A 13917-nucleotide genomic window follows, 5' to 3' on the forward strand; every position below is an offset into this window, starting at 1 on the left:
GCCTCCTTAGGCATAGAGGTGCTCCCCTGCGGTTTCGGGTGCGACCAGCGGATCGGCCAGGGCCGCGGCGGCGGCGGTGTCCATCTCTTCGCGCGCGCGTTGCTCACAGCGGTCCAGCTGGGCTTCGGTCGCACCGGCGGAGGCCAGTTCGCGGCGCAGCCGGGCGATGGGTTCCACCTGGGCGTCGGCCTCGAGTTCACCGGCGGGCCGGTACTGCTCGGCGTCGCCGATGTAGTGGCCGACGATGCGCTGGGTGTGCGCCTCGATGAACGACGGGCCGCGACCCGAAATGGCCGCCTCCAGCGACAGTTTCACCGCGGTGCGGACCTGAGCCAGGTCATTGCCGTCGATCCGCACGGCCGGGATGCCGAGCGCCGTCGCCCGCTGCGATAGATCGGGATTGGCCACCATGTCGTTGATCGGAGTCAGCTCGGAATACCGGTTGTTCTCGCAGATGAACAGGACGCCGATCTTGAGTGCGGCGGCGAAGTTCATCGCTTCGGCCACTGCACCCTGGTTCATGGCGCCGTCGCCGAAGACCGTCACGGCGACGCGACCGGACCCGTCGAACTTGCCGGCCAGTGCGGCACCGGTGGCGATGGGTGCGCCGGCGCCGACGATCGAGTTCTCCCCGTGAAAGCCGTACTGCGGTGCGGAGAAATGAGCTGACCCGCCGCGGCCACCGTTGACCCCGGACGTGCGGCCCATGAGTTCACCGAAGATCTCGCGGGGCGGTACACCTCGGGCGACGGCCCAGCCGTGGCCGCGGTAGGTGGCGTACAACGCGTCCCGCTCCCGCAGCTGACTGCACGCGGCGACGGCGATGCTCTCCTGACCGATCGCCAGATGGACCGAGCCCACAATGTCCTCGCTGTAGCGCAGGTCGCGGATCTTCTCCTCGAGCGCCCTGATGCGCCACATGGCGTGCAGGTCGTCGAGTCCCTCGGTGATGCGGGTGTTCATCGGGTTTCCTTCCACGGACGAGGGTTGCTGGTGAGCGAGGCGGTCCAGGCCTCGACTGCGGCGCTGCAGATCTGGGTGGCCTGACCGACAGACTGCTCGCCGGCCTCGATCTCGATGAGCGGGATCTCCGGATGCTCGGCCAGCCAACCGCTCAGGACCTCGGTGAACGACGTCTTCGTCGCCCGGGATTTCAGTGCCAGCTCGTAGACCACATCATGGGCATCCTCGCGACCCAGGTGGGGGGCCAGCGAGATCATCACGGCTTCGCTCATGATCAATCCGCCGTCCACAGCGAGGTTTTCGCGCATCCGCTCCGGGTAGACGGCTAGTTCGCGGGTGAGCTCGACGCTCAGCTTCAGCGCCGAACTGACGTTGACGAACAACGCCGGCAGCAGCGTCCACTCGACCTGCCACTCACCCGTCGACCGTTCGTGGCCGGCCTCGGCGGCCCGGGAGACGCCCGCCGCGGCCGAGCGGGCGGCGACGGACAGACCGATGATCGACTCGCAGTAGATCGGGTTGGCCTTCTGCGGCATGGTCGAGGAGGCCCCGCGGTGGTGGCCCTTGGCCTCACCCAGTTCGCCGATCTCGGTGCGGGACAGGTCGGCGATCTCGCGGGCCAGGCGCGTCGTGGTCGCCGCAGCACCCGCGGCGATGTCGGCGGCGTGCAGGATCGAGTCCCGCGCCACGTGCCACGGGATCACGGTGTCGACCAGTCCCAGCCGCTCGGCCACCAGGGTGCGGATCTGGGCGGCGTCGTCGCCCAGGGCGGCCGACGTGCCGCCGGCACCGAACAGGGAGACGCAGCGGACGTCGTCGCGCGCCGCCAGCAGCCGGAGCCGGTGCCGCGTGACCTCTGCGAGGAACACCGCCAACTTGGCGCCCAACGTCGTCGGGACGGCCTGCTGGCCGTGGGTGCGTCCGGGCATCACCGTCATGGTGTGCTCGGTGACCAGAGCTGCCAGACCGGAACCGAAGTCGGCGAGCCGCTGCTCGAGCAGCGCCAGTGCCTCGTCGAGCTGCAATGCCAATCCGCTGTCCATGATGTCCTGCGTGGTGGCGCCGAGGTGGACGCTGCCGCGGTCTTCTTCCGCCAGGGCCGCGTCGATCTGGCGCACCAGGCCCAGGATGGGGTAGCCGACCGTGCGAGCGCTCTGCCACAGCGATTCGTGGTCGATGCTGTCGGGATCGGCGCACACCGCTTGGATCGCGGACGTCTTGTGCTCGGGGATGATCCCGAGCGTGCCCTGCGCGTGGGCCAGGGCGCCCTCGACGGCCTTCCACGACTGGACCGTGCGGTCGGCGGAGAACAATTCGGCCATCTCGGCGTCACCGTAGAGGTGTTGCAGGAGGTCGAAGGGTGTCGCGTTCTGCGTCATCAGTTCATTTCCAATCCACCGTCGACGTTGATCGCCTGTCCGGTGATGAAGGCGGCGAGATCACTGGCCAGGAAGGCCACGACCCCCGCGAGTTCGGCGGGTTGCCCGACCCGCCCCAGGGCGGTCTTGTCGGCGATGTCGTCCAGGTAGCGCTGCCCCGCGCCGGCCCCGAACTCGGCATCGCGGTCGGCGATGATGCCCGCCCACATGTCGGTGAGGAACACCCCGGGGCAGACGGCGTTGACGCGGACGGCAGGACCGTAGGCCAGCGCCGCCGACTTCGTGAAGGACAGCAGGGCGGCCTTGCTGGCGGCGTAGTCGGCTGCGTTGGGCCGACCCGAGCGGCCCGCGACGGACGACAGGTTGATGACACTCGACCCGGGCCGCATCCGCTCGACCGCAGCCTGCGTGGTGGCGAAGACCCCGTTGAGATTGATCGTCAATGTCCGCGCCCACTGTTCGGGCGTGAGGTCGGCGATCGGTTGAGTGCGCATGACGCCGACCGCGTTGACCAGGACATCGAGTGACACGGCACCGACGGCTTCGCAGGCCAGTGCAGGGACCGCGCCGCACACGGCCAGATCCGACAGGTCCACGGCCACGGCGACCGCCTTGCCCGACTCGGACAGACTGGCCACGGCGGCGTCGAGCCGGGCCGACGGCAGATCGGCGAGCGCCACCGTCGCACCGTGTTCGGCGAAGATCCGCGCGCAGGCCAGCCCGAGACCACCGGCGCCACCGGTGACGAGCACGACCTTGTCGGCGAAGTCGAAAACAGGTGTGGTCATGTGCGCGGCACCTGGGCCTCACCGGTTTCCATCGAGGTGTACAGCGCCTCGACCAGAGCCAGCGTCTTGACGTTGTCCACCGCGGCCGTCGGAGCTTGCTCGCCCGTGGAGATCCAGCGCAGTAGTCCGGCCATGGGCCCGATGAACGCGTCGGGGATCCAACGCCGGGTCACCGGGTAAGGCAGCCAGCCATCCGTCGGCAGTGTGCGGCTGAAGATCTCGGCCGTATCAGGGCGGCCGCGCGGGTAGTCGTACAGCAGCCCGAGGGTGCCGCGCACCGCTCCCTGCGACCCGTCGAGGCGAAACTCCGCGCGGTGGTCGCCACCCAGGTTCTCGTGATTGACGTGCAGGGTTGCGGTGCGGCCGTCGGCGTAGATCAGGGTGGACATGGTGCGCGTCTCCCCCGTCGCGATCTGTCCCGGCCTACGACTGCCGGCACAGAACACCTTCACCGGATCACCCAGGATCGAGCGGATAGCGTCGAGGTAATGGATTGAGTGGTAACTGATTTCGAGCCTCTCGGACACCACGAGCCAGGGCCACGCCGCCCAGTCGGTGGCGATGTCGACGTTGAAGCTCATGGTGGTGGCCTCGCCGATCCAACCCGCTTGCAGAGCCGCACGGGCGACGCTGATGCCTTCATCGAAGCGCATCTGCTGGTTCACCGCGATCTTGCGGCCGTGCCGGGCCGCCCGGGCGAGGAGTTCGTCGGCGGTGTCGAGGTCAGGAGCAAAAGGCTTCTGGCACAACATGTCCTTGCCGGCAGCGATCGCCGCCCGCACGATGTCGGGTTGCGCGTGGGCGATCACCGCGATGTCGACGACGTCGACCTGCGGGTCGGCCAGCAGCTCTTCGAGCGACGAGTAGACCCGCGGGAGGTCGAACATCTCCGCCACCGTCTTCGCGCGCACACCGTCGAGGTCGAAGATGCCGATGACCTCCAGACCGGCGGCGCGGTAGGCCGGCAGGTGCGCGTTCTCGACGATGGCGCCGGCACCCACGATCGCGATACCCCGGTGATGCTCCTCCGGCACATGGATGTCGACGGCATCGACGAGGGCGGTCAATTGCTGGACGCCGTTCACGATGCGCCACCTTCCTGGGATTCGAGGGCATACACGCGGGCGGCGGTGCCCGCATAGATCGCCGAGCGGTCGTCCACCGTGAGCGGGTCGAGCACCTCGGCTGACACATCCCACCAGCGGGCGTAGCCGCCCGCGAGCGTGCTGACGGGCCAGTCGCTGCCGAACATCAGGCGGTCGGCCCCGAACTGGTCCAGCGCGTGCTGAATGTAGGGCTCCAGATCACTTGCGGCGTAACCGGTTCCGGCCGCGGTGTCCAGGCCGGAGATCTTCGCCGTCACGTTGGGTGCCGCGGCGGCCGCACTCAGCAGCGATGCCCACGGCTCCCAGCCTTTTTCGGCAACGGCAGGTTTCGCCAGGTGGTCGATCACGATCCGTAGGTTCGGGAAGGCTGCGGCCAGGCGTGGCACATGCTCGAGATGGCGCGGCAGCACGGCGACGACGTCGTAGGCCAGGCCGGCCTGTTCCACGAGCCGTAGCCCCTCGAAGACCTCGTCCCGCAGGATCCAGTCGGGGTCGGGTTCGTCGTGGATCTGATGCCGGATACCGACGATGCGGCTGTCCTGTTGGTAGCGCTCGAGAGCCTGCGCGGCCTCGGCCGGGTCATCCAAAGGCAGCCATGCGACGATACCCACCACGCGCTCCCACCGGTCGGCGATGGCGATCATCGCGTCGGTGTCGGCGTAGGAACCGGCCGCCTGGACCAGGATCACGTCGTCGACAGGGCTGGCTGCCACCTGCGGCTCGACATCGACGACATCAAACGTACGGTGAATCGGCCCGAGTTCGGCGGTGAGCCAGGGGTAGTCAACTCTGTCGAGATCCCAGAAGTGCTGGTGCGCATCGATGACGCGGAAGGTCTCATTCACTCGGCACGCCGTTCCTTTGCGCATGCAACGACCATACGAGTGAGAGCTCACTGAAAGCCGGTACCTCGTCGAGCTCGACCCACCCATTGACGAACGCGAGCATCTGCTGCTGCCAACGCGTGTTGGCGGGGTCATCGGCCAAGGCCGCTTCCACGGCGGCGTAGTCGTCGGTGTCGATGAGGTGGAACAGATCGCCACCGTTCCGCCAGATCGCCCAGTCCCGCACGCCGGCCGACGTCAGGCTCACCAACAGCTCGGACGGGACGCGCTGGTGTGCCTCGACGTAGGCCAGTTCCTGGCCCGGGATCAGCGTGCTGTGCAGTGCGGTCACCCGCAGACCCGCGCTCATGACCGCGGCGCGCTGCCCGCGGCAGCGAGTTCGGTGGTCGACTTCGGATCGACTGGCTCAGAGGGGACCTCGTTGATGGTCCGGATCCGTGTGCGCTGCTGGCGGCGCAGCGCGACGGTGTACATGCCGGCGGCGACGATCAGCACGACACCCTCGATGAGGCCCTGGTAGTTGGCGCCCAGGTTGAGGATGTTGAAGCCGTTGGCCAGCGTGATCAGGATGAGCGCGCCGACAAGGGATTTCATCACGTTGCCGAGGCCACCGAAAAGTGACGTCCCGCCCAGGATCGCCGCGGCCAGGGCGGTGAGTTCGAGGCCGGTGAGGCCGGTCGGGTTGATCGAACCGAGACGGGCGGCGTAGACGACACCGACAAACGCGGCGGCCGTGCCGTTGAGGACAAACGCGAGCACGCGGTAGCGGTCGACGGCGATACCCGATAGGCGTGCGGCTTCGGGGTTGCCGCCGGTGGCGTAGAGGCGGCGACCGACCGTGGTGTAGCGCAGCACCAACGCCGCGATCAGGACGATGACGATGAGGTACATGACGCGCTGGGTGAGTTCGACGGTGAAGATGACGCCCGGAACCAACGACATCGCGGTGAGCACAACACCGAGGCCGGCGAACACCACGACGCCGGGGCGGCGCCAGTTCTGTCCGGCCCGGCGTGCGGACCAGATCTTGAACGCACCGATGACCAGCAGCACCAGGCCGAAGACCAGGTAGAGGTTGGGAGTGATGAAGCGGCCGGAGTCCATGGCGCGCAGACTGTCTCGGGCTGCGCCCTCGGCGGCGGTGACGGTGCGGCCGTCCGTGATGATGAGGACGAGGCCGCGCACCGCGGTAAGCGTTCCGAGCGTCACGATGAACGCGTTGATGCCGATGTACTGCACCACCACACCGTTGAAGAGACCGATAGCCGCGCCACCGATCAGGGCCAGCGCGAACGCGGGCCAGAAGCCGATGGTGTCGAGCATCGACAGGCAGATCGCCGCCCCCAGTGCAGCCACGGAGCCCACCGAGAGGTCGAAGTTGCCGGTGATGAGCACGATGGTGGTGGTCACCGCGATGATGCCGAGCAGCGCCGCCTGGTCCAGGATGTTCGAGATGTTGTTCGGCGAGAGGTACGAAGGCTGACCCTGGCTGGCGGTGGCGAAGCTCAACACCACGATCAGGACCGCGAATGCGTACACCACGCCGGCATTGCTGGGGTGCAGCCAGCCTGGTAGCGCGATTCGCGCGGGAGATGAGGTGTCAGACATGAACAGCCTTTCGGGTGACATCGGACTCGAGTCCGTGAGCCAGCATGATGAGTTCCTCTTCGTTCGTGTGGTGGGCGGGGATGTCGGCGACGATGCGCCCACCCCGGACCACGAGGATGCGCGTCGCGACCGACAGCAGCTCCTCGAAGTCACTGCACGCCAACACAACACCGCGCCCCTCCGTCGCGAGCTTGCCCACGATGCCCAACAGGTCGGCCTTGGCGCCCACGTCGACACCCGCCGTGGGCTCGTCGAGCAGCCAGACCCGCGTGTGCGCGTACAGCCATTTGGCGAACACGACCTTCTGCGCGTTACCGCCGGACAGCTCACTCGGCAGCGCATCGACCCCCGAGGCGACGATGCCCAGGTCGTTGATCGCCTGCTGCGCGCGGGCACGTTCCCGGCGCTCCTGCGGGAGGAAGCGGCGCAGTGAGAGCCGGCCGAGGTCGGTGAGGCTGATGTTCTTCCAGATCGGCTGATCCATGTGCAGACCCTGGTTGATCCGGTCCTCGGGGACGTAGGCGATCCCGGCCTTGACCGACGCCCGCGGTGAGCGGGCTATCAGGGCGCCGTCGACCCGCACCTCGCCTGTCGCGGAGGCGTCGCTGCGGAAGATCCCGTTGAGGATCTCGGATCGGCCGGAGCCGAGCAATCCGGCGAGGCCGACCACCTCTCCGGCGCGCACGTCGAATGAGATACCGCTGATGCCGTTGGCGGCGTTCAGGTTTCGGACCTCGAGCACCACGTCGCCGATACCGCCGCCGGGCACCCCACCTTTCTGCAGCGCGAGCAGCTCGCGGCCGGCGATCGCCTGGATCAGGCTGTCCTCGGTGAGGTCGGTGGTCAACTCGTCGAGGATCGCGCGGCCGTCACGCAGGACGGTCACGTGGTCGGTGATCTCGAGGATCTCGTCGAGGAAGTGGGAGATGAACAGGAACGTGGTGCCCGCGGCGGCGAGGCGCTGCACCGCGTCGAGCACGATACGGCGTTCGGACTCCGACAGTGATGCCGTCGGCTCGTCCATGATCACGAGCTCGGCACCCAGCGCCAGTGCCTGCAGGATCGCGATCATCTGACGGGTGCCGATCGGCAGTGTGCTGACCGTCGCATCGGGATCGATCTCGTAGCCCAGGCGATCGACGAGCTCGGCGAACCGGGTGCGCATGTCGGCGGTGGCGCGCCACGGCCCACGTTCGCCGAGGAAGACGTTCTCCAGGGCGGAGATGGTCGGGACGAGCGGGACGTGCTGATGGATGGTGGCGAGCCCGGACCGCTGCGCATCACCCGGGTCGCGCCACGTGCGGGCCTTTCCGTCCCAACGCATCTCGCCTGTCGACGGCGGCTGGACGCCGCACACACACTTGATGAGCGTCGACTTACCGGCGCCGTTGGCGCCGACCAGGCCGTGCACCGACCCCCGTGCCACGCGCAGGCTCACCCCACGCAGGGCGGTGGTGCCGTTCGGGAACGTCTTCGTGATGTCGACGAGTTCCAGGATCGGCGGTCGGTTCTCGGTGTTGTGCATGCTGGGGCGTCCTTCGCTTTTTGTTCGGTACCGACGATCAGGGCGCGGCTACCACTGCGGGTCGCAGTCGGCCACGTTGTCGGCCGTGATCGCCGGTGTCTCGTAGGTGACGAATTCCGCTTTGTCGGTGGTCTCGCCGGTGAGGCGGTCGTACATGGTCTGCATGGCCAGCTCGCCGAGGTCGAACGGCTTGTAGCAGACCGTGCCGTACAACGTGCCCGCCTTGACACCCTCGATGCCGAGCTTCGCGCCGCCGATGCCGATGACCTTGGCTTTCGAGCCGGCCGACTTGACCGCCTCGGCGCAGCCGACGCCCATGTCGTCACTTTCGGCGTAGAACAGGTCGATATCGGGGTGCGCGGCCAGCATGTTCTGGCAGGCCGACTGTGAGGCTTCCGTGGTCCAGTCACCGGGCTGCTTGGCCACCACATCGAACGTCACGCCCGCGGCCTTGGCCGGGTCCAGGAACCTGGCGAAGCGCAGCTCCACCTCGGCGAAACCGGCCGCGCCCTCGACGACTGCCAGCTTGCCACCCTGTGGGAAAGCCTGCAGCGCAAGCTCACCCGCGGTGGCGCCGGAGTTGAGCTCCTGCTGTGTCACCAGTGCGTCCAGTGCCGGGTAGACGTCTTCGAGCTCGCGCTCGCTGGGGTCGCCGACCTGCGAGGCCACTGCGATGGTCGGGATGTTCGCCGCGGCGAGTTGATCGACCAGGCCGGTGGCAACACCCGAGTCGACGGGTAGCAGCAGCACACCGTCGGGCTTCTGGCCGATGAGGTCCTGGACGTCGTTGGCCTGCTTCTCGGTCTCGCCCTGGGCGTCGAGCTGTACGACCTTCACGCCGAGCTCGTCGGCTTTGGCCTTGATGCCGTCGCCGATGGATGACGGGAATGGGAAGCTGAGCCCCAGGTTCGACACACCGACGGTGAAATCCTGTGCCGCGGATCCGGAGTCGCCGTTCCCCCCGGGGGCGCCGGCCTGGCCGCAGGCCGAGAGGGTGAGCAGCAGGCTCGCCGCGGCCGCGATGACGAGGGAGTTCTTTCGCATCCGTTTCTCCATTTCGAGGGGTGCGCACGTGCGCGGTGCCGGGATCAGGTTGGTGCGCCCCGGTGCGGTCACCCGAGTGGTCCGCCAGGGTTGCCGGGGTGTCCAACCGTCTCCTCGCGCTGAGGCTCAAGCCCGTGATCAAACGTTTGAACACGCCTACCGTAGGTGACTCACTTCATACTTGGCAAGCGCTTCGCCGAAATGTTTGTGAATGGGGTCACGCAGGCTCTGCGCCGCAGTCCACCGTCCGCTGCGCTGGCAGAGGCGTCCCGACATCTTGCCCACCCCGGGGGCGCGCCCGGCAGTACAAGGCGGCTACTGCGGGGCCGTCACCAAATTCCTTGCCCGACAACGGCAAGCGACTGCCCCGTAAACTGCTGCGGTTCAAGGATTTTGAAAAACAGAAAACCGAGCGCCACCTTGCGGCGACGCTCGGTCCTGTTGTCGTTCTCACGCCGATATCGACGTAATCGCGCTGCTACCCCGGACTCTCGCGCCCGTTGGGGGTCGGGTCAGTACCGGTAGTGCTCCGGCTTGTACGGGCCTTCGACGTCGACGCCGATGTACTCGGCCTGCTCCTTGGTGAGCTTGGTCAGCGTGCCGCCGAGTGCCTCGACGTGGATGCGCGCCACCTTCTCGTCGAGGTGCTTGGCCAGGCGGTAGACCTCGTTGTCGTACTCGTCGTTCTTGGTCCACAGCTCGATCTGCGCGATCACCTGGTTGGAGAAGCTGTTGCTCATCACGAACGACGGGTGACCCGTCGCATTGCCCAGGTTCAGCAGACGCCCCTCGGACAGCACGATGATGGACTTGCCACTGTCGAAGATCCACTGATCGACCTGCGGCTTGATGTTGAGCCGGGTGGCGCCGGACCGCTCGAGGGCAGCCATGTCGATCTCGTTGTCGAAGTGACCGATGTTGCCCAGGATCGCCTGATCCTTCATCGACTTCATGTGCTCGAGGGTGATGATGTCCTTGTTGCCCGTCGAGGTGATGACGATGTCGGCCTCGCCGATCGCCTCTTCGACGGTCTTGACGTCGAAGCCGTCCATCAGCGCCTGCAGGGCGTTGATCGGGTCGATCTCGGTGACGGTGACCCGCGCACCCTGGCCGGCCAGCGACTCGGCGCAACCCTTGCCCACGTCGCCGTAACCGGCGATCAGCACCTTCTTGCCGCCGATCAGCACGTCGGTGCCACGGTTGATGCCGTCGATCAACGAGTGGCGGGTGCCGTACTTGTTGTCGAACTTGCTCTTGGTGACCGAGTCGTTGACGTTGATGGCCGGGAACGCCAGCTCGCCGGCGGCGGCGAACTGGTAGAGCCGCAGCACACCGGTGGTGGTCTCCTCGGTGACACCCTTGACCGCCTCGGCGATCTTGGTCCACTTGGTCTTGTCGGTCTCGAAACGCTCGCGCAGCAGGTTGAGGAAGACCTTGTACTCGGCGGAGTCGTCGTCTTCGGCGGGCGGAACCACGCCGGCCTTCTCGAACTGAGCACCGCGCAACACCAGCATGGTGGCGTCACCGCCGTCGTCGAGAATCATGTTCGCCGGCTCGCCTTCCCAGGTGAGCATCTGCTCGGCGGCCCACCAGTACTCCTCCAGGGTCTCGCCCTTCCAGGCGAACACGGGGGTGCCCTGTGGTTCCTCGACGGTGCCGTGCGGTCCGACGACGATCGCGGCGGCGGCGTGGTCCTGCGTGGAGAAGATGTTGCAGGAGGCCCAGCGGACCTCGGCGCCGAGCGCCGTCAGCGTTTCGATCAGCACGGCGGTCTGCACGGTCATGTGCAGCGAGCCCGAGATACGGGCACCCTTGAGCGGCTGGACATCGTGGTACTCGCGGCGCAGCGCCATCAGGCCGGGCATCTCGTGCTCGGCGAGGCGGATTTCCTTACGGCCGAACTCGGCGAGCGAGAGATCGGCGACCTTGTAGTCGATGCCGTTGCGGCTATCGGCGGTCAATGTTGGTGCAGTCATGTAGAGCCCCTTGTCGTCGTCATCAACTGTGGACGCGCCGAAACAGCTCGGGCGACATCCATCCAGATATCCCTAGCCTGCGGGCTCGCGGGACAGGCGCTTCGGCGCTCTGACAGCTACGGGATATCTATGACACCGTATCGTTCGGCGAACGGCGTCATCAATCGGGCCAGATCAGCGGCCACATCGTGGTCGGCCTCCGGCGGCATCGAGACGTAGCTCATCGCCAGTCGCACGATCGCGCGGGCCAGCACGCCGGCGTCGTTCTCACTGCACTGCACCCAGCCGTGCATGAAGATCTCCGTCAGCCGCGTCGACGAGCGGGCGATGATGGGCGCGCTGTCGGTGGTGATAATCTGCAGCAGGTCCGGCTTGGCCGCCCCGGTGAGCAGCGAGATCACCAGCGGATCGGCGGCCGATTCGACGAAGAAGGCGCGGAAGCCCTCCAGGAACGCGGCCGAGATGTCGCCGACGTTGCTCGCCATGGCCTCGTCGACGGCATCGACCAGCCGGTCGGCCAGGCGCAACGCATAGCCCTGCGCCAGGCCCTGCCGTGAGCCGAACTCGTTGTAGATGGTCTGGCGGCTGATCCCCGCCATCTTCGCCACGTCGGACAGCGTGATCGAGGACCAGTCCTTGGCGAGCAGCAGATCACGCATGGCATCGAGCACCAGATCGCGCAGCAGCACCTTGGAAGCCTCGGCGTACGGAACGCGCACCGGCTTACCCTCGCTGCGCCGTCGTGCCACACGGGCGACACTGGCAGTTGAATGGGCCTGCGTCAAATGGGCGCGGCGGTCAGGAACGTGAGACTTCGACCATGTCGAAGTCGGATTTGGCGGCACCACAGTCGGGGCAACTCCAGTCGTCGGGGATGTCGTCCCACCGGGTCCCGGGGGCGATCCCGTCCTCCGGCCAGCCCTTAGCCTCGTCGTACTCGAATCCGCACTGCACGCAGACGAACAGCTTGTACTCGGTGTCAGTCATGTTGCGACTCCTTGGAAATCGGGTTTCTCTCGTACCGCGCAGTCCGGGCAGCACCAGTCGTCGGGCACGTCGTCCCAAGCTGTTCCGGCCGGAAAGCCTTCGCGCGGTTCACCTCTGGCTTCGTCATAGAGATAGCTGCAGCCCGGGCAGCGGTACGTGCTCATGAGCCGTACCGGGCCAGCACCTTGTCGCGCACCCGCGGGTGGATGTTGACGCGGGTGATGTCGCCGCCGTAATGGGCCAGCACCCGGTGATCCATCACCGCGCGCCACAGCGGCGGGAAATAGGTCAGGCCGATCATCGAGGCGTAGCCGCTGGGCAGGTTGGGTGCACCGTCCACACTGCGCAGCGTCTGGTAGCGCCGCGTCGGGTTGGCGTGATGGTCGCTGTGGCGCTGCAGGTGGTACAGGAACAGGTTGGTCACGATGTGATCGGAGTTCCAGCTGTGCTCGGGGGTGCAGCGTTCGTAGCGACCGCCGGCCGTCTTCTGCCGCAGCAGGCCGTAGTGCTCGAGGTAATTGACCGTCTCCAGCAAGGTGAAGCCGTAGACCGCCTGGATCACCATGAACGGAATGAGCGCGGGTCCGAACCCCGCGATCAGCACGCCCCAGAACAGCACCGACATCGCCCAGGCATTGAGCACGTCATTGGAGGGATGCCACGTGTTCTTGCCGGCCCGGTCAAGGCGCTTGGCCTCCAGCTCCCAGGACGACTTCAAGCTTCCCCACACGCTGCGGGGAAGGAACTCCCAGAACGTCTCCCCGAAACGCGCCGACGCCGGATCTTCCGGGGTGGCGACACGGACATGGTGGCCGCGATTGTGCTCGATGTAGAAGTGGCCGTACCAGGTCTGCGCCAAGGTGATCTTCGACAGCCAGCGTTCCAGCGAGTCCTTCTTGTGGCCCATCTCGTGGGCGGTGTTGATCCCCACGCCGCCGAGCACGCCGACCGACAACGCCAAGCCGATCTTCGCCGGCCAGCCCAGACCGCCGTCGAAACCGAGCCAGCTCAGGTCCGAGGCCGTGAAGAGGTACGCGCCGACGATCACACTGGCGTACTGGAACGGGATGTAGGCGTACGTGCAGTAGCGGTAGTACTTGTCGTTCTCCAGCCGCTCCATCACCTCGTCCGGCGGGTTCTGCCCGTCGGGCCCGAACCGCAGGTCGAGTGCCGGCAAGAGCACGTACACCAGCAGCGGTCCGATCCAGAACGGCACCTGCGCGGCGGCGTGCCAACCCCAGTGGTTGAACGCCCACACGAGCGGCAGCATCACGAACAGCGCGGTGGGCGCGATCAGCCCCATCAACCACAGGTAGCGCTTCTTGTCGCGCCACTGCTCGATATCCGGGGTCTGCTCAGCGTCGATCTGTGCGGTCACAGCGGGTCACCTCCATGTGAAAACCATCACCTGACGGGTTTGACTCTAGGAGGTAATTTGTCCCCTGTCTAGACACAGAGCGCTGTTTTGTAAAACGGGGTGGGGCACATGACGGGCACATATATGTGGTTTGCGACGCGACACGCCGCTCAGGTGTAGCTGCACGCATATATGTCAGGCGTCAGCCTCAAACCCCGCCCACATATATGTGGCTCACCGACGCGACACGCCGCTCAGCCGTAGCTGCACGCATATATGTCAGGCGTCAGCCTCAAACCCCGCCCACATATATGTGGCTCACCGACGCGACACGCCGCA

At 66.7% G+C, this 13917-nt stretch carries 14 protein-coding genes; all 14 read right to left on the reverse strand.

Translation table 11 applies throughout. The features are described from left to right. Window positions 1–6: 6 nt before the first annotated feature. Window positions 7–963 (reverse strand): thiamine pyrophosphate-dependent dehydrogenase E1 component subunit alpha, encoded by a 957-nt coding sequence (locus AC3A6P_RS28895; protein WP_487695749.1) that lies wholly within the window; start codon window positions 961–963, stop codon window positions 7–9. Beyond that, window positions 960–2342: a class-II fumarase/aspartase family protein gene (locus AC3A6P_RS28900; RefSeq protein WP_487695750.1), complete on the reverse strand. Its 1383-nt coding sequence runs from the start codon at window positions 2340–2342 to the stop codon at window positions 960–962. Before AC3A6P_RS28900 ends, AC3A6P_RS28895 begins: the two co-directional genes overlap by 4 nt. Then, window positions 2342–3130: an SDR family NAD(P)-dependent oxidoreductase gene (locus AC3A6P_RS28905; RefSeq protein WP_487695751.1), complete on the reverse strand. Its 789-nt coding sequence runs from the start codon at window positions 3128–3130 to the stop codon at window positions 2342–2344. Before AC3A6P_RS28905 ends, AC3A6P_RS28900 begins: the two co-directional genes overlap by 1 nt. Continuing rightward, window positions 3127–4215, reverse strand: a complete 1089-nt coding sequence (locus AC3A6P_RS28910) for a Gfo/Idh/MocA family protein (RefSeq protein WP_487695753.1) — start codon at window positions 4213–4215, stop codon at window positions 3127–3129. The genes AC3A6P_RS28905 and AC3A6P_RS28910 overlap by 4 nt, the downstream gene beginning before the upstream one ends. After that, window positions 4212–5081, reverse strand: coding sequence for an amidohydrolase family protein (locus tag AC3A6P_RS28915; protein WP_487695755.1), 870 nt, complete (start codon window positions 5079–5081; stop codon window positions 4212–4214). Before AC3A6P_RS28915 ends, AC3A6P_RS28910 begins: the two co-directional genes overlap by 4 nt. Further along, window positions 5074–5430, reverse strand: a complete 357-nt coding sequence (locus tag AC3A6P_RS28920; protein WP_487695756.1) for an L-rhamnose mutarotase — start codon at window positions 5428–5430, stop codon at window positions 5074–5076. Before AC3A6P_RS28920 ends, AC3A6P_RS28915 begins: the two co-directional genes overlap by 8 nt. Further along, entirely contained in the window at window positions 5427–6689 is a 1263-nt protein-coding gene (locus AC3A6P_RS28925) for an ABC transporter permease (RefSeq protein WP_487695757.1), read from the reverse strand. Before AC3A6P_RS28925 ends, AC3A6P_RS28920 begins: the two co-directional genes overlap by 4 nt. Further along, window positions 6682–8214: a sugar ABC transporter ATP-binding protein gene (locus tag AC3A6P_RS28930; RefSeq protein WP_487695759.1), complete on the reverse strand. Its 1533-nt coding sequence runs from the start codon at window positions 8212–8214 to the stop codon at window positions 6682–6684. The genes AC3A6P_RS28925 and AC3A6P_RS28930 overlap by 8 nt, the downstream gene beginning before the upstream one ends. A 48-nt stretch (window positions 8215–8262) precedes the next feature. Further along, window positions 8263–9258 carry a sugar ABC transporter substrate-binding protein gene (locus AC3A6P_RS28935; protein ID WP_487695761.1) on the reverse strand — a complete coding sequence of 332 codons (996 nt, stop codon included), beginning with the start codon at window positions 9256–9258 and terminating at the stop codon, window positions 8263–8265. 512 nt (window positions 9259–9770) lie between these two features. Continuing rightward, window positions 9771–11234, reverse strand: coding sequence for an adenosylhomocysteinase (ahcY, locus tag AC3A6P_RS28940; protein ID WP_487695762.1), 1464 nt, complete (start codon window positions 11232–11234; stop codon window positions 9771–9773). Between the two features lie 116 nt (window positions 11235–11350). Then, window positions 11351–11983 carry a TetR family transcriptional regulator AlkX gene (gene alkX / locus AC3A6P_RS28945; protein ID WP_487695764.1) on the reverse strand — a complete coding sequence of 211 codons (633 nt, stop codon included), beginning with the start codon at window positions 11981–11983 and terminating at the stop codon, window positions 11351–11353. Between the two features lie 49 nt (window positions 11984–12032). Continuing rightward, window positions 12033–12221 carry a rubredoxin gene (locus AC3A6P_RS28950; RefSeq protein ID WP_487695765.1) on the reverse strand — a complete coding sequence of 63 codons (189 nt, stop codon included), beginning with the start codon at window positions 12219–12221 and terminating at the stop codon, window positions 12033–12035. Beyond that, window positions 12218–12385: a rubredoxin gene (locus AC3A6P_RS28955; protein ID WP_487695766.1), complete on the reverse strand. Its 168-nt coding sequence runs from the start codon at window positions 12383–12385 to the stop codon at window positions 12218–12220. The genes AC3A6P_RS28950 and AC3A6P_RS28955 overlap by 4 nt, the downstream gene beginning before the upstream one ends. Beyond that, window positions 12382–13524: an alkane 1-monooxygenase gene (locus AC3A6P_RS28960; RefSeq protein WP_487695800.1), complete on the reverse strand. Its 1143-nt coding sequence runs from the start codon at window positions 13522–13524 to the stop codon at window positions 12382–12384. Before AC3A6P_RS28960 ends, AC3A6P_RS28955 begins: the two co-directional genes overlap by 4 nt. Between the last annotated feature and the right edge of the window lie 393 nt (window positions 13525–13917).

This window comes from Mycobacterium sp. Soil_C_30, from assembly GCF_057656995.1.

Coding starts and splice junctions, on each gene's coding strand:
- AC3A6P_RS28895 (WP_487695749.1), bottom strand. CDS start 963: ATGAACACCCGCATCACCGAGGGACTCGACGACCTGCACGCCATGTGG.
- AC3A6P_RS28900 (WP_487695750.1), bottom strand. CDS start 2,342: ATGACGCAGAACGCGACACCCTTCGACCTCCTGCAACACCTCTACGGT.
- AC3A6P_RS28905 (WP_487695751.1), bottom strand. CDS start 3,130: ATGACCACACCTGTTTTCGACTTCGCCGACAAGGTCGTGCTCGTCACC.
- AC3A6P_RS28920 (WP_487695756.1), bottom strand. CDS start 5,430: ATGAGCGCGGGTCTGCGGGTGACCGCACTGCACAGCACGCTGATCCCG.
- AC3A6P_RS28925 (WP_487695757.1), bottom strand. CDS start 6,689: ATGTCTGACACCTCATCTCCCGCGCGAATCGCGCTACCAGGCTGGCTG.
- AC3A6P_RS28930 (WP_487695759.1), bottom strand. CDS start 8,214: ATGCACAACACCGAGAACCGACCGCCGATCCTGGAACTCGTCGACATC.
- AC3A6P_RS28935 (WP_487695761.1), bottom strand. CDS start 9,258: ATGCGAAAGAACTCCCTCGTCATCGCGGCCGCGGCGAGCCTGCTGCTC.
- ahcY (WP_487695762.1), bottom strand. CDS start 11,234: ATGACTGCACCAACATTGACCGCCGATAGCCGCAACGGCATCGACTAC.
- AC3A6P_RS28950 (WP_487695765.1), bottom strand. CDS start 12,221: ATGACTGACACCGAGTACAAGCTGTTCGTCTGCGTGCAGTGCGGATTC.
- AC3A6P_RS28955 (WP_487695766.1), bottom strand. CDS start 12,385: ATGAGCACGTACCGCTGCCCGGGCTGCAGCTATCTCTATGACGAAGCC.
- AC3A6P_RS28960 (WP_487695800.1), bottom strand. CDS start 13,524: ATGGGGCTGATCGCGCCCACCGCGCTGTTCGTGATGCTGCCGCTCGTG.